Raw genomic sequence first — 22,590 nt, 5'->3', positions numbered from 1 at the left:
GGCGTGTGCAGGTCGGTGGGGAATGTGCGGGTCGGTGGGGGCTGGTCGCGCAGTTCCCCGCGCCCCTGAAAAGCCGGCCCGCCGGCCCGCCTTCAGGGGCGCGGGGAACGGTTGGCATCTTCAGGGGCAGGGGGGGGCGGCCGGCACCTTCAGCGGCCGGGGAGACGGCCGACACCGTCAGGGGCGCGGGGAACGGCGCAGTTTTTAGGGGCGCGGGGAACTGCGCAGTTCTTTTGGGGGCGCGGGGAACTGTGCGAGCTTTTTTGGGGGTGTGGGGCTGTCAGACGTGGCCGCTACGCTCGCGGTATGGCTCTCAATACGTCCGCGGACGCCCCACTCCCCGTCGGTGAGGTGTCGCGGCTCATCGGGGGATGGATCGACCGGCTCGGCGCGGTGTGGGTCGAGGGGCAGATCACCCAGCTGTCACGGCGCCCCGGCGCGGGCGTCGTCTTCCTGACGCTGCGCGACCCGTCGCACGACATCTCGGTCGGCGTGACCTGCTACCGGCAGGTGTTCGACGCCGTCGCCGACGTGGTGACCGAGGGCGCGCGCGTCGTCGTACACGCGAAGCCCGAGTGGTACGCGCCGCGCGGGCAGCTGTCGCTCCGGGCCACCGAGATCAAGCCCGTGGGCGTCGGCGAACTGCTCGCCCGGCTGGAGCAGCTGAAGAAGTCCCTCGCCGCGGAGGGCCTGTTCGCCGCCGACCACAAGAAGCCCCTCCCGTTCCTCCCCCAGCTCGTCGGCCTGGTCTGCGGCCGCGCCTCCGCCGCCGAGCGGGACGTGCTGGAGAACGCCCGCCACCGCTGGCCCGCCGTCCGCTTCGAGGTGCGCAACGTCGCCGTGCAGGGCGTCCACGCGGTCCCCCAGGTCGTCCAGGCCGTGAAGGAGCTGGACGCCCTCGACGACGTCGACGTGATCGTCGTGGCGCGCGGCGGCGGCAGCGTGGAGGACCTGCTCCCGTTCTCGGACGAGCAGCTGATCCGGGTGGTCGCGGCCTGCCGTACGCCTGTCGTGTCCGCCATCGGCCACGAGCCCGACAACCCGCTTCTCGACCACGTGGCCGACCTGCGGGCCTCCACTCCCACCGACGCCGCGAAGAAGGTCGTACCGGACGTCGGCGAGGAGTACGAGCGCGTCCAGTTCCTGCGGGACCGTGCCCGCCGGTGCGTCGGGTCCTTCATCGAGCGCGAGGAGCGGGGTCTGGCGCAGGCGCTGGCCCGCCCCTCGATAGAGGATCCCCACCGGATGGTGGACGAGCGGGCCGACCACGTCGCCGCCCTCCTGGGCCGCGGGCGCCGCACGCTCGGCCATCTCCTCGACCGGGCCGACTCGGAGCTGACGCACACCCACGCGCGCGTGGTGGCCCTCTCCCCCGCCGCGACCCTCAAGCGGGGGTACGCGGTACTGCAGAAGCCCGACGGACAGGCCGTCCGGTCCCCGGACGAGGTGACGGCGGACGAGCCGCTGCGGGCGCGGGTCGCCGAGGGTGATTTCACGGTACGAGTCGATGTCTGAGGCAGACCCTAGGGTGGGCGCATGACCAGCAAGACGGACGAGTCGCTCGGGTACGAGCAGGCGCGGGACGAGCTCATCGAGGTGGTACGCCGCCTGGAGGCGGGCGGTACGACACTGGAGGAGTCGCTCGCCCTGTGGGAGCGGGGCGAGGAGTTGGCGAAGGTGTGCCGGCGGTGGCTGGACGGCGCCCGTGCCCGCCTGGACGCGGCGCTGGCGGCGGAGGAGAAGGCCGGCTCCTCCGGCTCCGACGCCGACTAGCCGGCCGACCGGAACGCCCGGGGCTTCGCCCCGAGCCCTCGAACCCCCGAGCCCCCGAGCCCCCGATTGCCCAGTTCCCCGCGCCCCGCCCCCAAAGGCCGACCCAGGGGCGTGGGGAACTGCGCGACCAGCCCCCACCGGCCCGCAGACAGCATCCGCCGCCACCGCCACTCCGGAGCCGAGGCCGTCGCCGTCGCCGTCGCCGTCGCGCAACGATTGGTCAGGCCATGTACCTGTGAACCGGATCACCATGGTCCAGTTTTGATTGAAACTTAAACCTATTCGGCGTACGGTCTGTCGCGCCAGTAGATCCCCCACAGGATCCCGACGCACGCCCGAGAAGGTTTCCCCTCATGTCTCTCGTTCTTGACCCCGCCGCCCAGGACCTGCTGTTCCGCGAGGCCCGCACCGCCAACGCCTTCACCGACGAGCCGGTGACCGAGGAGCAGGTCCAGGCGATCTACGACCTGGTCAAGTTCGGCCCGACGGCCTTCAACCAGTCGCCGCTGCGCATCACCCTGGTCCGCTCCCCCGAGGCCCGCGAGCGCCTGGTGCGCCACATGAGCGAGGGCAACCAGCCGAAGACCTCCACCGCCCCGCTCGTGGCGATCCTCTCCGCGGACAACGAGTTCCACGACGAACTGCCCTACCTCCTGCCGCACTTCCCGCAGGCCAAGGACCTCTTCTTCGCCGAGCGCCCGGCCCGCGAGGGCGCCGCCGCGCTCAACGCCGCGCTGCAGGCCGCGTACTTCATCATCGGTGTCCGTGCCGCCGGCCTGGCCGCCGGCCCGATGACGGGCTTCGACTTCGCCGGCGTCCAGAAGGAGTTCCTCGACGGCGACCACACCCCGCTGATGGTGGTCAACATCGGCAGGCCCGCCGAGAACGCCTGGTTCCCGCGCTCCCCGCGCCTGGAGGCCGACCAGGTCATCACGACGGTCTGACCCCACCCCCGACACACCCCGACACACCCCGGCACACCCCGGCACCGGCCGGGACCCGGACACGCGAGAGGCCCCCAGCGTCCAACCGTCGGGGGCCTCTCGTCTCGCCTCGTCTCGCCTCGCCACGTCTTCGCCGTCACTCGCGTCCCGGCCGGCGCCGCGGTCAGGACGTCTTCAGCGCCTCCGCCATCTTCGTCAGCTGCGCGAACGACGCCGTGCCCGCGACCACGGTCGTGGAGTTCTTCTCCCGGAGCACGAGGGCGTCGTACTTCTCGCCCTTGTAGCGCTTCCAGGCCTTGTCGCCGATGCGCTGCGTGACGTTCGTCTCCTGGGCACCCTGACTGGCGTCCTCGATGAACGTCACGGGCTTCTGAGCGGACTGCTCGATCGCCACGTACTCCCCGTCGGGGTCGTGGAAGCCGAGGTGCCACGCGTCGAAGTCGTCGCCCCGGAACCTCACCGAGGTCGCCTTCCAGCGCTCGGACAGCCCCTCGGGCGCCGCCACCGGGTAGTCGGCCGCCCGGCGCGCCGTGAGGAGCTCCACGCGGTAGTCGACCCGTTCGAGAGGGGGCTCCGAGTCGTCATGGGGAATAAAGACGTAGATGAAGCCCGCGACGATGCCGATCGCGCCCAGGGACAACACCATGTCCCGGACCGTCTGCTTGCCTTTCTTACCTGCCACGCCCCCATCGTCGCAGGTGCACTACCCCGCTCATCCGTGGGGCCCCCTGCTCATTTTGTCGGACTGAGGATAGAGTCGGCCCGAACCCTCATCCGGCCGTCGTCGTATCAGAAAGGTGCGCTCCGATGACCGAGCATCACTTGCCGTCCGAACTCGAGGTCCCCCCGGAGGCCCCCGACCGCAACCTCGCCCTCGAACTCGTCCGGGTCACCGAGGCCGCCGCGATGGCCGCGGGCCGGTGGGTCGGCCGCGGCGACAAGAACGGCGCCGACGGCGCGGCGGTACGGGCCATGCGGACCCTCGTCTCCACCGTCTCCATGAGCGGCATCGTCGTCATCGGAGAGGGCGAGAAGGACGAGGCCCCGATGCTCTTCAACGGAGAGCGCGTCGGGGACGGGACGGGGCCCGAGTGCGACATCGCCGTCGACCCGATCGACGGGACGACGCTCGCCGCGAAGGGCATGACCAACGCCATCGCGGTGCTGGCCGCCGCCGACCGCGGCACCATGTTCGACCCGTCCGCGGTGTTCTACATGGACAAGCTGGTCACCGGCCCCGAGGCCGCCGACTTCGTCGACATCAACGCCCCGGTGTCCGTGAACATCCGCCGGGTCGCCAAGGCCAAGCGCGTCACGCCCGAGGACGTCACGGTCGTCATCCTCGACCGGCCGCGCCACGACGGCATCATCAAGGAGATCCGGGAGACCGGCGCGCGCATCAAGCTCATCTCCGACGGTGACGTCGCCGGCGCGATCCTGGCACTGCGCGAGGGCACGGGCATCGACCTGCTGCTCGGTATCGGCGGCACGCCCGAGGGCATCATCTCGGCCTGTGCCGTGAAGTGCCTCGGCGGCACCATCCAGGGCAAGTTGTGGCCCAAGGACGACGCGGAGCGGGCACGCGCCGTGGACGCAGGACACGATCTGGACCGCGTCCTGCTCACCGACGACCTGGTCTCCGGCGAGAACGTCTTCTTCGTGGCGACCGGGATCACCGACGGTGAGCTGCTGCGAGGGGTTCGGTACCGGCCCGAGACCGCCACGACCGACTCGATCGTGATGCGGTCGAAGTCGGGGACGGTCCGGCAGATCAGCTCGGAGCACCGGCTGGCGAAGCTGCGGGCGTACAGCGCGATCGACTTCGACCGGGCGAAGTGACCCCGTCGGTCTGGCCGTTCACACCGGCCCGTGGGTGACCGCGGGTTCGTGGGTGACCGCGGGTGCGTCGTGGCCGGTCGCGCAGTTCCCCGCGCCCCTCGGGTACGCCGATGGGACGCCTCTCCGCACGAGGGGCGGCCCGTCGACCGTGGCGCCCGGCACTGCACCGCATCGGACAGCGCGGCCCGTCCGACCCGATCGAGGCGAAACGCCCTAGCCGGCCGCGGCTATCGTCCCGGTGGCGCGGGTCGCCTTCTGCAGTTCCAGGTCGTGGCGGCGGCGCCTGGCCAGGACCACGCGGCGCTCCGCGGCGGTGAGGCCTCCCCAGACTCCGTAGGGCTCGGGTTGCAGCAATGCGTGCTCCCTGCACTCGATCATCACCGGACAGCGCGCGCAGACCCGCTTCGCCGCTTCCTCGCGGGACAGCCTGGCCGCGGTGGGTTCTTTCGAGGGCGCGAAGAACAGCCCGGCCTCGTCCCGGCGGCACACGGCCTCCGTGTGCCAGGGGGCGTCCTGGTCCCGCTCGCGCACCGGCGCCGGCTGGGGCGGAACGGCAGCGACCTGCAGGGACTGATGCGGCGGATGCAGCACGGTCTACTCCTGACGACGGCTTCGCGAGCGAGAGACGATGCAGCAAGGCCTACCCGCTGTGCGCGCGCCTATGCACTCAGTTCCCAAGCGCGGGAGATCCCGGCCGGTACTCGTCCGTCACCGCCGGACGCCGCCGGACCTGCACCGGACCGACGCCGGACCGACGCCCTCCGCCTGCCGTGGAATTCGCGACCGTCAATGCCCCAGATGTTTGCGCAGCCTGGCGCTCACCCGGTCGCCGACCCGGTCCAGGATGTCCTCGATCAGCTTGCCCCGCTTGGGTTTTGCCTCGATGTTCCCCAGTACCGCCAGTCCGTCCACATACACCACGGGTGCGTCCTGTTCGCCCGAATCCAGCGTGTCCACCTCGAAGTTGCCGAGGACTCCGCCGCCGCTGCCGCGCAACGACACGTTCTCCGGGACGCGGATCTCGACGCTGCCGAACACCGAGATCGCCTTGATCACGACCTGCTGGTGCTCGAAGAGCGCCTCGCTGAGGTCCAGCTCCACGCTGCCGAAGATCGCGTACACGTGCGTGCGGCGGCCCACGCGCCAGCGGCCCTTGCGGACGGCGGCGCTGAACACCGCCACCACGTTCTCGTCGGCGACCGAGGGGACCGCGCCCGGCACGGGGCGGCGGGGCGCCGGCGCGAAGCCGGCCGCGTGGCGGGACCGGTGAGCCCCCGGCAGGTCCCGCACCGGCGGTTCCAGCTCTCCCACGGTCTTCGCGCGGAAGACCTCCTCGACCCGCTCCGCGTGCTCCTCCGCGGTGAGACGGCCCTCGGCGAGGGCCTCGCGCAGGATGTCCGCGGTGCGGTCGCGGTCCGCGTCGGAGGCCCGCAGGTCGGTGCGGGTCCGAAGATCGGGCTCGGTGTGCTTCTGAAGGTCCACGGAAGCAGCGTACCCAAACGCGATAGATCGCGACTAGAGGGCGTGGGCGGGAACATGGCCGGGCGGGCGCCATGGGCGGCACCCGACTGAGCCTTACCTCACAAGCCCGGTGTCCGAGGCAGGTTCTACGCTGGTGGACGCCGCCAACGGAGGCCGGCCGCTGTCTGTCGATGAAGGATTTGGCGAGAATGCCTGAGTTCGCGTACACCGATCTGCTCCCCCAAGGAGAGGACACCACCCCTTACCGGCTGGTGACCTCCGAGGGTGTATCCACCGTCGAGGCCGACGGGCGCACGTTCCTCAAGGTGGAGCCCGAAGCGCTGCGCGAGCTCGCCGCCGAGGCGATCCACGACATCCAGCACTACCTGCGGCCCGCGCACCTCGCGCAGCTGCGCCGCATCATCGACGACCCCGAGGCGTCGAACAACGACAAGTTCGTCGCGCTGGACCTCCTGAAGAACGCGAACATCGCGGCGGCCGGCGTCCTGCCCATGTGCCAGGACACCGGCACGGCCATCGTCATGGGCAAGCGCGGCCAGAACGTGCTCACGGCGGGCGGCGACGAGGAGGCCCTGTCCCGCGGCATCTACGACGCGTACCTGAACCTGAACCTGCGGTACTCCCAGATGGCCCCGGTCACCATGTGGGAGGAGAAGAACACCGGCTCGAACCTCCCGGCCCAGATCGAGCTGTACGCGACCGACGGCGGCGCCTACAAGTTCCTCTTCATGGCCAAGGGCGGCGGCTCGGCCAACAAGTCGTTCCTCTACCAGGAGACGAAGGCCGTCCTGAACGAGGCCTCCATGATGAAGTTCCTGGAGGAGAAGATCCGCTCGCTCGGCACGGCCGCCTGCCCGCCGTACCACCTCGCGATCGTCGTCGGCGGTACGAGCGCGGAGTTCGCCCTGAAGACCGCGAAGTACGCCTCCGCGCACTACCTGGACGAGATCCCGGCCGAGGGGTCCGCGCTGGGCCACGGCTTCCGGGACAAGGACCTGGAGGAGAAGGTCTTCGAGCTGACGCAGCGCATCGGGATCGGCGCGCAGTTCGGCGGCAAGTACTTCTGCCACGACGTACGGGTGGTGCGGCTGCCCCGGCACGGCGCGTCCTGCCCCGTCGCCATCGCGGTGTCCTGCTCCGCCGACCGCCAGGCCGTCGCGAAGATCACCGCGGAGGGCGTCTTCCTCGAGCAGCTGGAGACCGACCCGGCGCGGTTCCTGCCGGAGACCACGGACGAGCATCTCGACGAGGCCGGTGACGTCGTGCGCATCGACCTGAACCGGCCGATGGACGACATCCTGGCCGAGCTGACGAAGTACCCGGTGAAGACGCGGCTCTCGCTCTCCGGACCGCTGGTCGTGGCGCGCGACATCGCGCACGCCAAGATCAAGGAGCGGCTGGACGCGGGCGAGGAGATGCCGCAGTACCTGAAGGACCACCCGGTGTACTACGCGGGCCCCGCGAAGACCCCCGAGGGGTACGCGTCCGGGTCCTTCGGGCCGACCACGGCCGGGCGGATGGACTCGTACGTGGAGCAGTTCCAGGCGGCGGGCGGGTCCAAGGTGATGCTGGCGAAGGGGAACCGGTCGCAGCAGGTCACCGACGCGTGTGGCGCGCACGGCGGCTTCTACCTCGGCTCGATCGGCGGGCCCGCGGCGCGGCTCGCCCAGGACTGCATCAAGAAGGTCGAGGTCGTCGAGTACGAGGAGCTCGGTATGGAGGCGGTCTGGAGGATCGAGGTGGAGGACTTCCCGGCGTTCGTCGTCGTCGACGACAAGGGGAACGACTTCTTCAAGGATCCGGCACCGGCGCCGACGTTCACGACGATCCCCGTACGGGGGCCGGGGCTGGCCTAGGCCTTTTTCGCCCCCGCCGCCCCCGAACCCCCGCTGCGCAGTTCCCCGCGCCCCTGAAGACCTCAGGGGCGCGGGGAACTGCGCAATCTTTTGGCGGGGGTCTGGGGGCGCAGCCCCCGGGGACGGGAATGGGCAGGGGCGGCGGGGGCGCTGTACCTCGTATGAGCGACTACCGCATCGAGCACGACTCCATGGGCGAGATCCGCGTGCCCGCAGCCGCGAAGTGGCGGGCGCAGACCCAGCGCGCCGTCGAGAACTTCCCCGTCTCGGGGCAGCGGATCGAGCGCGCGCACATCGAGGCCCTCGCCCGGATCAAGGCCGCCGCCGCCAAGGTGAACGCGGGTCTGGGCGTGCTGGACAAGGACGTCGCGGACGCCGTCCAGGAGGCGGCGGCGGAGGTCGCGGACGGGAAGTGGGACGACCAGTTCCCCGTGGACGTCTTCCAGACCGGTTCCGGTACGTCCTCCAACATGAACGCCAACGAGGTCATCGCCACGCTGGCCACGGAGCGCCTCGGCCGGGACGTCCACCCGAACGACCACGTCAACGCCTCCCAGTCCAGCAACGACGTCTTCCCGTCCTCCCTCCACATCGCCGCGACCGCCGCCGTCACCCGCGACCTCGTCCCCGCCCTGGACCACCTCGCCGCCGCGCTGACCCGTAAGTCCGAGGAGTTCGCCGACGTCGTGAAGTCGGGGCGTACGCACCTCATGGACGCCACCCCGGTCACGCTCGGCCAGGAGTTCGGCGGGTACGCGGCCCAGGTGCGGTACGGGATCGAGCGGCTGACCGCCTCCCTGCCCCGGCTCGCCGAGCTGCCGCTGGGCGGCACCGCCGTCGGCACCGGGATCAACACCCCGCCCGGGTTCTCCGCCGCCGTCATCGCGGAGGTGGCCCGCACGACCGGGCTGCCGCTCACCGAGGCGCGCGACCACTTCGAGGCGCAGGGCGCGCGGGACGGCGTCGTCGAGATCAGCGGGCAGCTGCGGACCATCGCCGTGGGGCTGACGAAGATCTCCAACGATCTGCGCTGGATGGCCTCGGGTCCGCGTACGGGGCTCGCGGAGATCAATCTGCCCGACCTCCAGCCGGGCTCCTCGATCATGCCCGGCAAGGTGAACCCCGTCATCCCCGAGGCCGTGCTGATGGTGGCCGCGCAGGTCACCGGGAACGACGCCACGATCGCCACCGCCGGAGCCTCCGGGAACTTCGAGCTCAACGTCATGCTCCCGGTCATCGCCAAGAACGTACTGGAGTCGGTCCGGCTGCTCGCGAACGTCTCCCGGCTGCTCGCCGACCGGACCGTCGACGGGATCACCGCCAACCGCGAACGGGCCCGCGAGTACGCCGAGTCGTCGCCGTCGGTCGTGACGCCGCTCAACAAGTACATCGGGTACGAGGAGGCCGCGAAGGTCGCCAAGAAGGCCATGGCCGAGCGGCGGACCATCCGCGAGGTCGTCCTGGAGGGCGGGTACGTCGAGCGCGGCGACCTCACCCGGGAACAGCTGGACGAGGCGCTGGATGTCCTGCGGATGACACGCCCGTAACGTCGTACGGCCATCGTGCGAACCGTGACACTTACCGCAGCGTCGTATGCCCTGGGCACCTAATATCTCTCCATGGCAGAGGGTGGAGCGGTGACGGACGTGGCAGCGGGCGGTTCGGCGGCGTACTGGAACCCCGGGAGTCAGATCCTGTGGCGTTACCGGGAGAACGCCGGCGAGCGCTTCCACATCGCGCGTCCCGTGACCGTCGTACGGGACGACGCGGAGCTGCTCGCCGTGTGGCTGGCCCCGGGGACGGAGTGTGTGAAGCCCGTCCTCGCGGACGGTACGGCCGTGCACGCGGAGCCGCTGGAGTCCCGGTACACCAAACCGCGGACCGTGCAGCGGGACCGCTGGTTCGGCACGGGCGTCCTGAAGCTGGCGCGGCCGCGTGAACCGTGGTCGGTGTGGCTGTTCTGGGAGCCGGGCTGGCAGTTCAAGAACTGGTACGTCAACCTGGAGGAACCGCTGGTCAGATGGGCCGGCGGGGTCGACTCCGAGGACCACTTCCTCGACATCTCCGTACATCCGGACCGGACTTGGGGCTGGCGCGACGAGGACGAGTTCGCGCAGGCCCGGCGGGACGGTCTGATGGACGACCGGCTGGCGGCGCGCGTGGCGGAGGCGGGGCGTGCGGCGGTGGAGGTGATCCACGGCTGGGGCCCGCCCTTCTCGGACGGCTGGCAGCACTGGCGCCCCGATCCGTCCTGGTCCGTGCCCTCCTTGCCGGACGACTGGGATCGCACGCCCGCGTACGTGTCCACGTGAGACCCTTGATGCGCCCCCGTGGTAGAACCGTAGGATCGTCCTCCGCTACGAACAGTCAGGGCCGGTGGGCCACACCGGCGTTGAGAAGCGGTGGCCGGGAGGCGGGCGGGCGCGACTGGGCAACTCCCGCAACAGTCGCTGGGCTTGACCGAACGTCACCGAGGGGCGGCAGGACGTGAGCGAGGGGTACCAAGGTCACAGCCGCAGGGCCCGGCGCCGGCGAATCAGACTGCTCGTGCCGGTGTCCGAAGGTCATTCTTCTGAGAGGCTGTCTGATCACGCGGGGATTCCGTTCCGGGGACACGTATTCCGGGTATCGGGCTCTCTGCGGGACGAACTGCACGCACGGCGCGCAGCACCGGACGGATGGATTCGACACGCGTGACGGAGCACCCCACCTCCCATGAGCGCCGGCAGCCGAGCGCTGCCCGGCCCACGGCCCCCGCGGACCCCCGCGGGGCGCTCCTGCATACCCAGGAGCCGCCGATACAGGGCACAGCCGGCCTGCCCGCGCAGGCCCGGCCCGCCGCGACCTCCGCCCCACCGGGGGCCGACGGCACGACCGGTCCCGACGACCCGACCGGTCCCGGCGGCGTTCCCGGGCCTGACGGCCCGGCCGGTTCCGGCGACGAGGGTCCGGTCGGCACGCCCGTGTCCACTGACACGTGCAGCGCCGCCACGGACACGCCCGCCGCGTCGGGTTCCCCGGCCGGCAGCCAGGGCCCGCCCGCGACGTCCGGGGGCCACGGTCCGACCGACGGGCCCGCCGGCTCAGGGCCCGAGCACTCCCAGCCGTCCCCGACGGAGTCGGGCCCGCACCGGCCGCGGCCCGCGCCCGAGGCCGTCGAGGCCGCGGCCGGGACCCCGGTCCTGCTGGGCGGCAAGGACCGCCGCACGGGACAGAGCTCGCAGGCTCCCGGCACCCCCATGCCCATGCGGCGGGACGGCGACCGGCTGCGTTTCGTGGGGGCCGCCACCCGGCGGATCGCCCGCGGGATCGACCTCGACGAGATCGTGATGGGCCTGTGCCGGGCCACCGTGCCGACGTTCTCGGACGCCATACTGGTCTATCTGCGCGACCCGCTGCCGGTGGGCGACGAGCGGCCCACCGGGCCCGTCGTACTGCGGCTGCGGCGCACCGACCGGATCCCGGAGGACCGGGACACCGAGGGGTTCCTGCTGCCCGCGCTCCAGCCCGAGCCCGACGTCGGCATCACCGCCGAGCTGTGCACCGTACGGCCCGGTGGCGCGCTGAACGAGGTGCTGCGCGGGGTGCGGCCCGTCTTCGCGGACGCGCCCGCCGCGCGGGCCGCGCTGCCCGAGCTGATCGGCGAGGACCTGACCGTGCCGGGCGGCCAGCGCGCGATCCTCGCGCCGCTGCGCGGTCGCCGGCGGGTGATCGGCGCCGCGCTGTTCCTGCGCCGCCCCGACCGGCCCGCCTTCGAGACCGACGACCTGCTGGTCGCGGCGCAGCTCGCCACGCACAGCGCGCTCGGCATCGACAAGGCGGTGCTGTACGGACGCGAGGCGTACATCGCGGACGAGTTGCAGCGCACGATGCTGCCCGAGACCCTGCCGCGCCCCACGGGCGTACGGCTGGCGTCGCGCTATCTGCCCGCCGCGGAGACGGCCCGGGTCGGCGGCGACTGGTACGACGCGATCCCGCTGCCCGGCAGCCGGGTCGCGCTCGTCGTCGGGGACGTGATGGGCCACTCCATGACCTCCGCGGCGATCATGGGCCAGCTGCGCACGACCGCGCAGACCCTCGCCGGGCTCGACCTGCCGCCGCAGGAGGTCCTGCACCACCTGGACGAGCAGGCCCAGCGCCTGGGCACCGACCGCATGGCGACCTGCCTGTACGCGGTGTACGACCCGGTCGCGCACCGCATCACCATCGCCAACGCCGGTCATCCGCCGCCGGTCCTGCTGCACCTGGGCGGCCGCGCCGAGGTGCTGCGGGTGCCGCCGGGTGCCCCGATCGGCGTAGGGGGCGTGGATTTCGAGGCGGTCGAGCTGGACGCGCCCGCGGGCGCCACCCTGCTGCTCTACACCGACGGGCTCGTCGAGTCGCGGCTGCGCGACGTGTGGACCGGGATAGAGCAACTGCGGGAGCGGATCGCGGCCACCGCCCAGCTGACCGGGCCGGACCATCCGCCGCCCCTGGAAGCGCTGTGCGACGAGGTGCTCGACATGCTCGGCCCGGGTGACCGGGACGACGACATCGCGCTGCTCGCCGCCCGGTTCGACGGGATCGCGCCGAGCGACGTCGCCGTCTGGCACCTGGACCCGGACGACGCGGCTCCCCGCCGGGCCCGTCAGCTGGCCCGCAAGGCGCTGTCCCGCTGGGACCTGGAGGAGCTGACGGATTCGCTGGAGCTGCTGGTCAGCGAGGTGGTCACCAACGCCGTGCGCTACACCGACCGGCCGGTCACCCTGCGGCTGCTGCGGACCGACGTCCTGCGGTGCGAGGTCAGCGACGACGCGCCGCAACTGCCCCGGCTGCGGCACGCCCGCGCCATGGACGAGGGCGGCCGCGGCCTCTACCTGGTGAACAAGCTGGCCAAGCGGTGGAGCGCGACCCGGCTCAGCACGGGCAAGGTCGTCTGGTTCGAGCTGAACCACGGCTGACCGGTTTCCCCAGGTCAGCCGGGGCGGAGAAGGAGGAGATCGGCCATTTCACGGTACGGAATGGCCGCGCTCCGCCCACGGCGCCGGTCCCGCGGTCAGGCCGACAGCCGGCCCGAGACGAAGCCCCACCGCGCCGAACGGTTCGCGGACGGCACGGCCTGATGGGTTCCTGGCCGCAGGAACCGTGTGCTTCCTGCTCGGCAGCGGCTGGATCGATCCACTCCTGTTCACCTGCACGGCCGTGCTGATCGGCTGCCTCGTGGCGCTGGTGGTCGTCGCCCGGAACCGCGGCAGGGCCGGGCCGGAATCGAGCTGAAACGAGACCCCGTCCAAATGTTGCCGACATCCCGTCGGCGGAGTTGACTGCTGAGGTGAGCGAAGCGATCCAACGACTCTCTTCTTGACGGGAGGACACTCGTGACGCAGGCACCGCGGAAGGCTCCGTACACCACGAACAATGTCGGAATTCCGGTGGAGAGCGACGAACACTCGCTGACCGTCGGCCCGGACGGCCCGATCCTGCTCCAGGACCACTACGTCATCGAGAAGATGGCCCAGTTCAACCGGGAGCGGGTACCGGAGCGGGTGGTGCACGCCAAGGGCAGTGGCGCGTACGGATTCTTCGAAGTCACCAACGACGTCAGCCAGTTCACCAGGGCCGACCTCTTCCAGCCCGGGAAACGCACGGACATGCTGGCGCGCTTCTCCACGGTCGCGGGTGAGCAGGGCTCCCCCGACACCTGGCGCGACCCGCGCGGTTTCGCGCTGAAGTTCTACACCGAGCACGGCAACTACGACCTGGTGGGCAACAACACCCCGGTCTTCTTCGTCCGTGACACGATCAAGTTCCAGGACTTCATCCGCTCGCAGAAGCGCCACCCGGCGACCGGGCTGCGCAGCAACGACATGCAGTGGGACTTCTGGACGCTCTCGCCCGAGTCCGCGCACCAGGTGACCTGGCTGATGGGCGACCGCGGCATCCCGAAGACGTACCGCCACATGAACGGCTACTCGTCCCACACGTACATGTGGATCAACGGCGCGGGTGAGCGGTTCTGGGTGAAGTACCACTTCAAGACCGACCAGGGCATCGAGTTCCTGCCCCAGGCCGAGGCCGACGAGCTGGCCGGTTCGGACGCGGACAAGCACCGCCGCGACCTGTACGAGTCCATCGAGTCCGGGAACGCGCCGAGCTGGTCCCTCAAGGTCCAGGTCATGCCGTTCGAGGACGCCGCGGACTACCGGTTCAACCCCTTCGACCTGACGAAGGTCTGGCCGCACGCCGACTACCCGCTGATCGACGTCGGCCGGATGGTCCTCGACAAGAACCCCGAGGACTACTTCGTCCACATCGAGCAGGCCGCCTTCGAGCCGTCCAACCTGGTGCCGGGCATCGGCCCATCGCCGGACAAGATGCTGCTCGGCCGGCTCTTCTCCTACCCGGACACCCACCGGTACCGGATCGGCCCGAACTACGCGCAGCTGCCGCCCAACCGGCCGCACTCCGCGGTGAACTCGTACGCCAAGGACGGCCCGATGCGATACGTGCCGTCGAACGCGGCGCGGCCGTACGCGCCGAACTCGTACGGCGGGCCCGCGGCGGACTACGGGCAGTTCGGCGAACCGGCGAGCTGGCAGACCGCCGGGGAGCTGGTGCGTGAGGCGACCAGGCGGCATCGCGAGGACGACGACTGGGGGCAGGCCGGGACGATGGTCCGCCAGGTCCTCGACGACGCGGCGCGTGAGCGGCTCGTGTCGAACGTCAGCGGACACCTGAAGGCCGACGTGTCACGGCCGGTGCTCGAACGGGCGTTCCAGTACTGGCGGAACATCGACAAGGAGATCGGCGACCGGATCGCCCACTCGGTCAGCGGGGACTGATCGCTGCGCTTGCTCATGCCGGCGGGGAACGGCCGGTGTCGGTGGGGAACTGCGGGCCGGCAGTGGCTGGTCACGCAGTTCCCCGCGCCCCTCAGAAGACGGGCGCGCCTCCGACGGGACGGCTGGTCCGGCGGTTGGTCAGTCGTCTGACTGCGGGTCGTCCGGGTCCGGTGGCAGTTCTATGCCACCCGATGACGTCGGAGCCGAGATGGTCGGTTCCGGGTCCTCGTCCGACGGGGTTTCCTCCGGGGTGCTCTCCGGAGGGCTGCTCGACGCCGGTGGCTTCGTCGTCGGGTCCTGCGAGGTCGGTTCCTCCGACGGGGTCGGCGGGACCTGTGTGGCCGTCGGGGTCCCGGAGGGCTTGACGGCCGCGCCCTGGTCGGTGTCCAGGTCGAACTTGGAGACGTCGCCCATCGCACCGAAGGTGTACGCCGCCCAGATCCGGGCCGGATAACTTCCGCCGGCCACCCGGCCCTTGCCCGGCAGGAGGCCGGTGGCGCCCTGGAGCGAGACCTGCTTGTGCGGGGGCACGTCGTCCTCGCCGAACATGCCGACCGAGGTCACCAGTTTCGGCGTGTAGGCGGTGAACCAGGCCGACTTGTTGTTGTCGGAGGTACCCGTCTTGCCGGCGACCTGCTGGCCGTCACGGGCCGGGTTGTCGCGTACGGACGCCTGGGCCGTACCGTCGTCGACCACACCGGTCAGCACCGAGGTGACGGTGTCCGCGGCCTCGCGGCTGATGACCTGGTCGCCGATCGGGTCGGGGAACCGCACCGTGCGGTCCTTGTGCTTGACCGACTTCACGAGGGCCGGTGTGACCTTCTTGCCGTGGTTGTCGAGGGTCGCGTAGGCACCGGCCATGTCCATCGGGCTCGCGCCCATGGTGCCGAGGGTCTGGGCCGGCACCGACTTGGCACCCTCGACGTGCATGCCCAGCTCGCCCGCGGTCTTCATGACCTGGTCCATCCCGACGTCGACGCCCATCTGCGCGAAGACGGAGTTGATGGACTTGTTCATCGCGGTCTGGACGGTGACGTCGCCGTAGTCGACGTCGTCCTCGTTCGGCGGGGCGAAGCCGACCTTCGTACCGTCGTCGAGGACGGGGCGCTTGCTGGTGCCGTCGTAGATCGTGTTCGCCGTGATCGGCTGGTCGTCCTGGGTCGTGGCCTCCTCCTCGACGGCCGCGGCCAGGATCAGCGGCTTGAAGGTGGAGGCGGGCTGGTAGTCGCGGCGTGTCGCGTTGTTCGTATAGTGCTTCACGTAGTCGACGCCGCCGTACATCGCGACGACGGCCCCGGTCTTCGGGTCGACGGACACCGCGCCGGCCTGGACGTCCGCGTCGACCTTCCGCTTCTTGGCGTCGAGCTTGCCGGTCAGCTGGCCCTTGACCGACTTCTCCAGCTGGGCCTGCTTCTTCTTGTCGATGTTCAGCGTGATGGTCCAGCCGCCCGCCTTGACCATGGTCTCCGCCTCGGTGAGGTCGGCGGCCGTGCCCTTCGCGACGAGTTGCCTCATCAGCGCGTTGTCGGCGGCCTCCACCATGTAGCCGGCCTGGCCCTGCATGCCGGGCGCGCCCTGGGGGTCCTTCGGTACGGGGAACTTCATGGTGTCGCGCTTGGCGGAGCTCAGCCAGCCCTCCTCGACCATGTTGTCGAGGACGTAGTTCCAGCGGTTGGTGACAAGCTTCTTGCTGGTGTCACTCGCGACCGCCCAGTCGTACTGGCTGGGGGCCTGGAGCAGCGCGGCGAGGTACGCGGCCTGCGAGACCTTGAGCTGACTGGCGTCGACGCGGTAGTACGCCTGCGCGGCGGCCTGGATGCCCCACGCGTTACGGCCGTAGTAGCTGGTGTTGATGTAGCCCGCGAGGATCTCGTCCTTGGACTTCTGGCGGTCCACCTTCAGCGAGATGACCAGTTCCTTCAGCTTGCGCGTGACGGTCTGGTCCTGGGTGAGGTAGTAGTTCTTGACGTACTGCTGGGTGATCGTCGAACCACCCTGCTTGCCCTTGCCTGCGACCGTGTTGATCAGACCGCGGGCCGTGCCCTTGAAGTCGACGCCGGCGTCGTCGTAGAACGACTTGTTCTCGGCGGCGACGAAGGTCATGCGGACGCCCTTGGAGACCTGGTCCAGGTCGACCAGCTCACGGTTGACCTCACCGTCGCGGGCCAGCGTCGAACCGTCGCTGTACTCGTAGATGTTGCTCTGCTGCACCGCGGCCGCGTTCCCCTTGGGGACGCTGATCATCAGGTAGAGCACGATGAAGGCGCCCATCACGAGGAGGCAGAGGCCGAAGAACGTGCCGAGGACCTTCTTCCAGGTGAAGAAGCGGCGTATGCCGGTCTTGCCACCCGGCTTGGCGCCCGCCTTGGTCGAGCGTTTCGGCGCGCCGCGGTGGCCGCCACGCTGCCGCGCTCGTCTCTCGTCCGCTCGTCCCATGGGTCCGTCCGCTCCGCTTCCGTCTCTGGCCGTCTCTCGTGTCTCACAGGTTCGTCGCCCTGGTCAGCTCAGAAAGCTAACACCGCGACTGAGGGCAAACGCCTCTCGATCCGGTCTTTTCCGGACGTGAGAATCAGCACCCGTCTCACACCCATCCCACTGAAACCGACGGCTCACAGGCATGGAAGGTTGCCGTGCCGGGTAAAGTGATATCACCAAGATAGACCTGAGACAGGCCCTGAGACCTCTGAGCCCGGCGGCCCAACTCGGGTGACAGCACCACGAAACGGGGGAAACACGCATGCCGACGCACGACTCACCGGACCTCACCGACGCACCCGCGGCACCCACGATGCCCGCTCCGCGCGTACGGGAGACCCCGGCCCACAGCATCGGCGGCGGGCTCGCGCTGCTGCTCGGACTGGTCGGTCTGCTGGCCGGCGCCGCGATGGTCGTCTCGGCGACCGCCGTGGACTCCGCCGGCGGCAAGGCCGTACTCATCGTGGGCGGCATCCTGATCGGTCTCGCGGCCTTCGTCGCCATGTGCGGTCTGAACATGGTGGCGCCCGGCGAGGCCCGCGTCGTCCAGCTCTTCGGCCGCTACCGCGGCACGATCCGCGAGGACGGGCTGCGCTGGGTCAACCCTCTGACGTCCCGTACGAAGATCTCGACGCGGGTACGCAACCACGAGACGCCCGTCCTCAAGGTCAACGACGCCTACGGCAACCCGATCGAGCTCGCCGCGGTCGTGGTGTGGCGGGTGGAGGACACCGCGCAGGCGAGCTTCGAGGTGGACGACTTCCTGGAGTTCGTCGCCACCCAGACCGAAGCGGCCGTGCGGCACATCGCCATCGAGTACCCGTACGACGCCCATGACGAGGAGGGCCTGTCCCTGCGGGGCAACGCGGAGGAGATCACCGAGAAGCTCGCGGTCGAGCTGCGCGCGCGGGTGGAGGCCGCCGGTGTGCAGATCATCGAGTCCCGCTTCACGCACCTCGCGTACGCACCCGAGATCGCCTCGGCGATGCTCCAGCGGCAGCAGGCCGGCGCGGTCGTCGCGGCGCGGCGCCAGATCGTGGACGGCGCGGTCGGCATGGTCGAGGCGGCGCTCGCCCGGATCTCCGAGCGGGACATCGTCGAGCTGGACTCCGAGCGGAAGGCGGCGATGGTGTCGAACCTGCTGGTGGTCCTGTGCGGTGACCGGGCGCCGCAGCCCGTCGTGAACACGGGGTCCCTGTACCAGTGACCCCGACTCCGGAGGAGTCTCCCCTCCCTTCCTCTCAGCGGCCACCGCGGCAACAGCCGCGACCGCCGCAGCAGCGCAAGCAGGTGCTGCTGCGGCTGGATCCGCTCGTGTACGAGGCGCTGGCGCGCTGGGCGGGGGACGAGCTGCGCTCGGCCAACGCGCAGATCGAGTTTCTGCTGCGGCGGGCGCTCGGGGAGGCGGGGCGGCTGCCGGGCGGGGCCGGCCCGATCCCTCGCCGCGGGCGGCCTCCTCGCCCCGAGGAGGCCGAGGAAGCCGGGGAGGGGGCTTGAAAGCCAAAAAGACTGCGCAGTTCCCCGCGCCCCTAGGTACCTAGGGGCGCGGGGAACTGCGCAGTCTTTTTGGCGGGGTCTGGGGCGCAGCCCCAGGGACGGGACGGGAAGGGAAGGGGCGGCGGGGGCGAGAAAAGTCCCGCCCCGGTGACAGAACCGTGACACTCGCCGCTGACCTGCGATTACATACCCCTTGGATCAAGCTATCCACCGTGCGTATACATGCGGTGTATACGTCGTGTGTACAGTGCTCCGCATGTCCATTGGTCACACGCTCCTAGGACTCCTGGAGTCCGGGCCCCGGCACGGTTACGACCTCAAGCGGGCCTTCGACGAGAAGTTCGGTCACGACCGGCCGCTCCACTACGGCCAGGTCTATTCGACGATGTCCCGGCTGCTGAAGAACGGCCTCGTGGAGGTCGACGGGTTCGAGTCGGGCGAAGGCCCCGAACGCAAGCGGTACGCGATCACCGAGGCCGGCGTCACCGACGTCCAGCAGTGGCTCGCGACGCCGGAGAAGCCGGAGCCCTACCTCCAGTCGGTCCTCTACACGAAGATCGTCCTCGCCCTCCTGACGCACCGCGACGCGTCCGACATCCTCGACACCCAGCGCTCGGAACACCTGCGCATGATGCGCATCCTCACCGACCGCAAACGCAAGGGCGACCTCGCCGACCAGCTGATCTGCGACCACGCGCTCTTCCATCTCGAGGCCGACCTGCGGTGGCTGGAACTCACCGCCGCGCGCCTCGGCAAACTCGCTGAGGCGGTGACCCGATGACCCCCGCAGGCTCCCTGCTCGTGGCCCACGACCTGCGCAAGGCGTACGGCCCCACCAACGCCCTCGACGGCGCCGAGTTCTCCATCCACCCGGGCGAGGTCGTCGCCGTGATGGGCCCCTCGGGCTCCGGCAAGTCGACCCTCCTGCACTGCCTCGCCGGCATCGTGACGCCCGACTCGGGCTCGATCACGTACAACGGCCACGAGATGGCGACCATGAACGACGCCCGGCGCAGCGCCCTGCGCCGCTCCGAGTTCGGCTTCGTCTTCCAGTTCGGCCAGCTGGTGCCGGAGCTGACCTGCGTCGAGAACGTGGCCCTGCCGCTGCGCCTCAACGGCACCTCCCGCAAGGAGGCCGAGCGCACCGCCCTATCCTGGATGGAGCGCCTGGAGGTCGACGACCTCGCGGCCAAGCGGCCCGGCGAGGTCTCCGGCGGCCAGGGCCAGCGCGTCGCCGTGGCCCGCTCGCTGGTCACCGGCCCGCGGGTGCTGTTCGCCGACGAGCCCACCGGCGCCCTCGACTCGCTCAACGGCGAGCGCGTGATGGAGCTGCTCACGGACGCCGCGCGGTCGGCCAACGCGGCCGTCGTCCTCGTCACGCACGAGACCCGGGTGGCCGCGTACTCCGACCGAGAGATCGTCGTACGCGACGGTAAGTCCCGGGACATGGAGCGCGTCGTATGACCGCCCCCACGACTCCCCCCGACGCCGCCCCGTCCGCGGCTCCCCCGAACCCGAACTCGAAGCCGAAGCCGAACGCCTGGGAGGGTTCCGGCGGCGGCGGTCCCAGGCTGGGGCAGTGGTACAGGGACCTGGCCATGGGCGCCAAGTTCGCCTTCACCGGCGGCCGCGAGGGCTGGGTGCGGGTCCTGCTCACCGGGGTCGGCGTCGGGCTCGGTGTGGCGCTGCTGCTGCTCACCACCGCGATCCCGAGCGCGCTGCAGGAGCGGTCCGACCGCGAGCACGCGCGTATGGGCAAGCTGTTCGGCTCCGAGGTGACCAAGGCCGACGACACGGTGCTGGTCGCGAACCTCGACACCGACTTCCGCGGCATGAACGTCCGCGGGCGCCAGCTGGAGCCGGAGGGCATACGGGCGCCGCTGCCGCCCGGACTGAAGAAGTTCCCCGCGCCGGGCGAGATGGTCGTCTCGCCGGCGCTCAAGGACCTGCTCGACTCCAAGGACGCCCGGCTGCTGCGCGAGCGGCTGCCGGACCGTATCACCGGCACCATCGGTGAGAGCGGCCTCATCGGCTCGGCCGAACTCGCCTTCTACTCCGGCGGCCAGAACATGGCGAAGTACGGCACCGGCGCCAACATCGACCGCCTCGACACCTTCCAGTCGGAGCAGACGTCCTCGGAGGAGATGGACCCGGTCCTCCTCCTGCTCGTCCTGACGGTCTTCGTGGTGCTGCTGCTGCCGGTCGGCGTCTTCATCGCCGCGGCCGTACGCTTCGGCGGCGAGCGGCGCGACCGCAGGCTCGCCGCGCTGCGGCTGGTCGGCGCCGACGGCCGGATGACCCGTCGGATCGCCGCGGGCGAGGCGATGTCCGGGGCCCTGGTCGGACTGGTCTTCGGCACCGGCTTCTTCCTGATCGGCCGCCAGGCCGCCGGTTCCGTCGAGGTCTTCGACCTCAGCGTCTTCCCGAGCTACCTCGACCCGACGCCCGTACTCGCCCTCCTGATCGCCGTCGCGGTCCCGGCGTCCGCGGTCGCGGTGACGCTGCTCGCACTGCGCGGCGTGGTCATCGAACCGCTCGGTGTGGTGCGTACGGCCAGGCCCGCGCGGCGCCGGCTGTGGTGGCGGCTGCTGCTGCCGCTGGGCGGTCTCGGACTGCTCGTCCCGATGATCGGCAAGGGCAACACCAACGGGGACTTCAACGAGTACATGGTGAGCGGTGGGGTCATCCTGCTCCTCGTCGGCATCACCGCGCTGCTGCCGTGGATCGTGGAGGCCGTGGTGGCCCGGCTGAACTCGGGCCCGGTCTCCTGGCAACTGGCCGTACGCAGGCTGCAGCTGAGCAGCGGCAGCGCCGCGCGCATGGTCAACGGCATCGCGGTGGCGGTGGCCGGTGCGATCGCCCTGCAGATGCTGTTCGCCGGCGTCCAGAGCGACTTCACGAAGTCCACCGGCCAGGACCTCTCACGCGCCCAGATGGAGGTGTCCGTACCGAAGACCGTCTCCGTCGCCGACGCCCGGCGCGAGCTCTCCGGGACCCGTGGTGTGCTCGGCGCCGTCGTGCTGTCCGACTCCTCGCTGGGGGTGACCCGGAAGAACCCCGAAACGTCCGTGCCGCTCACCATCGGCGACTGCGCCGCCCTGCGCGAGGTGGCGACGCTGCCCTCGTGCCGCGAGGGTGACGCGTTCGTCCTGCGGAACCCCGAGTACGACGACGAGACGCCGAAGCTCTCCGAACCCGGCCGGAAGCTCTTCGTCGAGCCCACCTACGAGGGATCCGACAAGGGGGCGGAGGCCGCCTGGACGGTGCCGCGGGACATCAAGAAGGCCGATCCGCGCGAGGACCCGTCGGGCTGGGAGCGGAACGGGTTCCTGATCACCACGAAGGCGCTGCCCGCCTCCGTGACCTCCACCGTCAGCGGGCGGGTCTACCTCCGGCTCGACCCGTCGGTCCCGGACGCCCGTGAGCTGGTGCGCAACACCTCCGCGGAGATCGACCCGCTCGTGACGCCCATGACGTACACGTCGACCGAGCGGTCGCAGAGCTACGAGTCCATCCGCACCGGGCTGTCCGTCGGTGCCGCGTGTGTCCTCGCGCTGATCGGGGCGAGCCTGCTGGTCTCGCAGCTGGAGCAGTTGCGCGAGCGCAAGAGGCTGCTCTCCGCGCTGGTCGCCTTCGGCACCCGGCGCCGCACGCTGAGCCTTTCGGTGCTGTGGCAGACCGCGATCCCGGTGGCGCTGGGCCTGGTCCTCGCCACGGTGGTGGGGCTCACCCTGGGCACGGTCCTGCTGAAGATGACGGACACCGGGGTGTCGGTGGACTGGTCGAGCGTCCTGGCGATGACCGGCATCGGCGCTGCGGTCGTCCTGGTGGTGACGGCGCTCAGTGTGCCGCCGCTGCTGCGGCTGATGCGCCCGGACGGACTGCGTACGGAGTAGGGGTGGT

At 70.6% G+C, this 22,590-nt stretch carries 19 protein-coding genes; 15 read left to right on the top strand and 4 right to left on the bottom strand.

What is annotated here, in order from left to right:
* The first annotated feature begins 306 nt into the window (after nt 1-306).
* From xseA to ACLVWQ_RS20420, 3 genes are all read left to right on the top strand, one after another.
* Nucleotides 307-1,515 (top strand): exodeoxyribonuclease VII large subunit, encoded by a 1,209-nt coding sequence (gene xseA / locus ACLVWQ_RS20430; RefSeq protein ID WP_414110369.1) that lies wholly within the window; start codon nt 307-309, stop codon nt 1,513-1,515.
* 21 nt (nt 1,516-1,536) lie between these two features.
* The gene (locus ACLVWQ_RS20425; protein ID WP_414110368.1) at nt 1,537-1,773 is read left to right on the top strand and encodes an exodeoxyribonuclease VII small subunit; all 237 of its coding nucleotides are present in this window, start codon (nt 1,537-1,539) and stop codon (nt 1,771-1,773) included.
* Between the two features lie 353 nt (nt 1,774-2,126).
* Complete coding sequence (locus ACLVWQ_RS20420; protein WP_414110367.1) at nt 2,127-2,717, top strand: malonic semialdehyde reductase; 591 nt, start codon at nt 2,127-2,129, stop codon at nt 2,715-2,717.
* Between the two features lie 163 nt (nt 2,718-2,880).
* Here ACLVWQ_RS20420 and ACLVWQ_RS20415 read toward each other — a convergent pair whose 3' ends face one another.
* Nucleotides 2,881-3,399 (bottom strand): DUF4245 domain-containing protein, encoded by a 519-nt coding sequence (locus ACLVWQ_RS20415; RefSeq protein WP_414110366.1) that lies wholly within the window; start codon nt 3,397-3,399, stop codon nt 2,881-2,883.
* Nucleotides 3,400-3,524: 125 nt separating this feature from the next.
* On the opposite strand from ACLVWQ_RS20415, the gene glpX reads away from it, so the two are divergent.
* A complete protein-coding gene (glpX, locus tag ACLVWQ_RS20410) occupies nt 3,525-4,556 on the top strand; it encodes a class II fructose-bisphosphatase (RefSeq protein ID WP_414110365.1) in 1,032 nt (343 codons plus the stop codon).
* Between the two features lie 213 nt (nt 4,557-4,769).
* Here glpX and ACLVWQ_RS20405 read toward each other — a convergent pair whose 3' ends face one another.
* The gene (locus tag ACLVWQ_RS20405; RefSeq protein WP_414110364.1) at nt 4,770-5,147 is read right to left on the bottom strand and encodes a WhiB family transcriptional regulator; all 378 of its coding nucleotides are present in this window, start codon (nt 5,145-5,147) and stop codon (nt 4,770-4,772) included.
* A gap of 195 nt (nt 5,148-5,342) precedes the next feature.
* Nucleotides 5,343-6,038, bottom strand: coding sequence for a DUF1707 SHOCT-like domain-containing protein (locus ACLVWQ_RS20400; RefSeq protein ID WP_414110363.1), 696 nt, complete (start codon nt 6,036-6,038; stop codon nt 5,343-5,345).
* 188 nt (nt 6,039-6,226) lie between these two features.
* Here ACLVWQ_RS20400 and ACLVWQ_RS20395 point away from each other — a divergent pair, with 188 nt between their 5' ends.
* The 6 genes from ACLVWQ_RS20395 (at nt 6,227) to ACLVWQ_RS20370 (ending at nt 14,715) form a co-directional block, all read left to right on the top strand.
* On the top strand, nt 6,227-7,894 hold the full coding sequence (locus ACLVWQ_RS20395) for a fumarate hydratase (RefSeq protein ID WP_414110362.1): 1,668 nt from the start codon (nt 6,227-6,229) through the stop codon (nt 7,892-7,894).
* Between the two features lie 161 nt (nt 7,895-8,055).
* Nucleotides 8,056-9,441, top strand: a complete 1,386-nt coding sequence (locus ACLVWQ_RS20390) for a class II fumarate hydratase (RefSeq protein WP_414110361.1) — start codon at nt 8,056-8,058, stop codon at nt 9,439-9,441.
* 72 nt (nt 9,442-9,513) lie between these two features.
* Nucleotides 9,514-10,206, top strand: coding sequence for a DUF402 domain-containing protein (locus ACLVWQ_RS20385; protein WP_414110360.1), 693 nt, complete (start codon nt 9,514-9,516; stop codon nt 10,204-10,206).
* A gap of 366 nt (nt 10,207-10,572) precedes the next feature.
* Complete coding sequence (locus ACLVWQ_RS20380; RefSeq protein WP_414110359.1) at nt 10,573-12,834, top strand: SpoIIE family protein phosphatase; 2,262 nt, start codon at nt 10,573-10,575, stop codon at nt 12,832-12,834.
* Between the two features lie 184 nt (nt 12,835-13,018).
* Nucleotides 13,019-13,150, top strand: coding sequence for a hypothetical protein (locus ACLVWQ_RS20375; RefSeq protein WP_414110358.1), 132 nt, complete (start codon nt 13,019-13,021; stop codon nt 13,148-13,150).
* Between the two features lie 101 nt (nt 13,151-13,251).
* Nucleotides 13,252-14,715 carry a catalase gene (locus ACLVWQ_RS20370; RefSeq protein WP_414110357.1) on the top strand — a complete coding sequence of 488 codons (1,464 nt, stop codon included), beginning with the start codon at nt 13,252-13,254 and terminating at the stop codon, nt 14,713-14,715.
* 138 nt (nt 14,716-14,853) lie between these two features.
* Here ACLVWQ_RS20370 and ACLVWQ_RS20365 read toward each other — a convergent pair whose 3' ends face one another.
* Nucleotides 14,854-17,151 carry a transglycosylase domain-containing protein gene (locus tag ACLVWQ_RS20365; RefSeq protein ID WP_414110355.1) on the bottom strand — a complete coding sequence of 766 codons (2,298 nt, stop codon included), beginning with the start codon at nt 17,149-17,151 and terminating at the stop codon, nt 14,854-14,856.
* Nucleotides 17,152-17,452: 301 nt separating this feature from the next.
* Between ACLVWQ_RS20365 and ACLVWQ_RS20360 the strand changes: the two genes are divergently transcribed.
* From ACLVWQ_RS20360 to ACLVWQ_RS20340, 5 genes are all read left to right on the top strand, one after another.
* Nucleotides 17,453-18,397: an SPFH domain-containing protein gene (locus tag ACLVWQ_RS20360; RefSeq protein ID WP_414110353.1), complete on the top strand. Its 945-nt coding sequence runs from the start codon at nt 17,453-17,455 to the stop codon at nt 18,395-18,397.
* Nucleotides 18,394-18,687, top strand: coding sequence for a hypothetical protein (locus ACLVWQ_RS20355; RefSeq protein WP_414110352.1), 294 nt, complete (start codon nt 18,394-18,396; stop codon nt 18,685-18,687). Before ACLVWQ_RS20360 ends, ACLVWQ_RS20355 begins: the two co-directional genes overlap by 4 nt.
* Nucleotides 18,688-18,943: 256 nt before the next feature.
* Nucleotides 18,944-19,468, top strand: coding sequence for a PadR family transcriptional regulator (locus tag ACLVWQ_RS20350; protein WP_414110351.1), 525 nt, complete (start codon nt 18,944-18,946; stop codon nt 19,466-19,468).
* Nucleotides 19,465-20,151, top strand: coding sequence for an ABC transporter ATP-binding protein (locus ACLVWQ_RS20345; protein ID WP_414110350.1), 687 nt, complete (start codon nt 19,465-19,467; stop codon nt 20,149-20,151). The genes ACLVWQ_RS20350 and ACLVWQ_RS20345 overlap by 4 nt, the downstream gene beginning before the upstream one ends.
* 134 nt (nt 20,152-20,285) lie before the next feature.
* Complete coding sequence (locus ACLVWQ_RS20340) at nt 20,286-22,583, top strand: ABC transporter permease (protein WP_414110414.1); 2,298 nt, start codon at nt 20,286-20,288, stop codon at nt 22,581-22,583.
* Nucleotides 22,584-22,590: the final 7 nt, after the last annotated feature.

The organism is Streptomyces sp. CWNU-52B, assembly GCF_047444975.1.
GTDB lineage: Bacteria > Actinomycetota > Actinomycetes > Streptomycetales > Streptomycetaceae > Streptomyces.
This window is presented reverse-complemented; position numbering and strand designations above follow the sequence as displayed.

Coding starts and splice junctions, on each gene's coding strand:
- xseA (WP_414110369.1), top strand. CDS start 307: ATGGCTCTCAATACGTCCGCGGACGCCCCACTCCCCGTCGGTGAGGTG.
- ACLVWQ_RS20425 (WP_414110368.1), top strand. CDS start 1,537: ATGACCAGCAAGACGGACGAGTCGCTCGGGTACGAGCAGGCGCGGGAC.
- ACLVWQ_RS20420 (WP_414110367.1), top strand. CDS start 2,127: ATGTCTCTCGTTCTTGACCCCGCCGCCCAGGACCTGCTGTTCCGCGAG.
- glpX (WP_414110365.1), top strand. CDS start 3,525: ATGACCGAGCATCACTTGCCGTCCGAACTCGAGGTCCCCCCGGAGGCC.
- ACLVWQ_RS20395 (WP_414110362.1), top strand. CDS start 6,227: ATGCCTGAGTTCGCGTACACCGATCTGCTCCCCCAAGGAGAGGACACC.
- ACLVWQ_RS20390 (WP_414110361.1), top strand. CDS start 8,056: ATGAGCGACTACCGCATCGAGCACGACTCCATGGGCGAGATCCGCGTG.
- ACLVWQ_RS20385 (WP_414110360.1), top strand. CDS start 9,514: ATGGCAGAGGGTGGAGCGGTGACGGACGTGGCAGCGGGCGGTTCGGCG.
- ACLVWQ_RS20380 (WP_414110359.1), top strand. CDS start 10,573: ATGGATTCGACACGCGTGACGGAGCACCCCACCTCCCATGAGCGCCGG.
- ACLVWQ_RS20365 (WP_414110355.1), bottom strand. CDS start 17,151: ATGGGACGAGCGGACGAGAGACGAGCGCGGCAGCGTGGCGGCCACCGC.
- ACLVWQ_RS20360 (WP_414110353.1), top strand. CDS start 17,453: ATGCCGACGCACGACTCACCGGACCTCACCGACGCACCCGCGGCACCC.
- ACLVWQ_RS20350 (WP_414110351.1), top strand. CDS start 18,944: ATGTCCATTGGTCACACGCTCCTAGGACTCCTGGAGTCCGGGCCCCGG.
- ACLVWQ_RS20345 (WP_414110350.1), top strand. CDS start 19,465: ATGACCCCCGCAGGCTCCCTGCTCGTGGCCCACGACCTGCGCAAGGCG.
- ACLVWQ_RS20340 (WP_414110414.1), top strand. CDS start 20,286: ATGGGCGCCAAGTTCGCCTTCACCGGCGGCCGCGAGGGCTGGGTGCGG.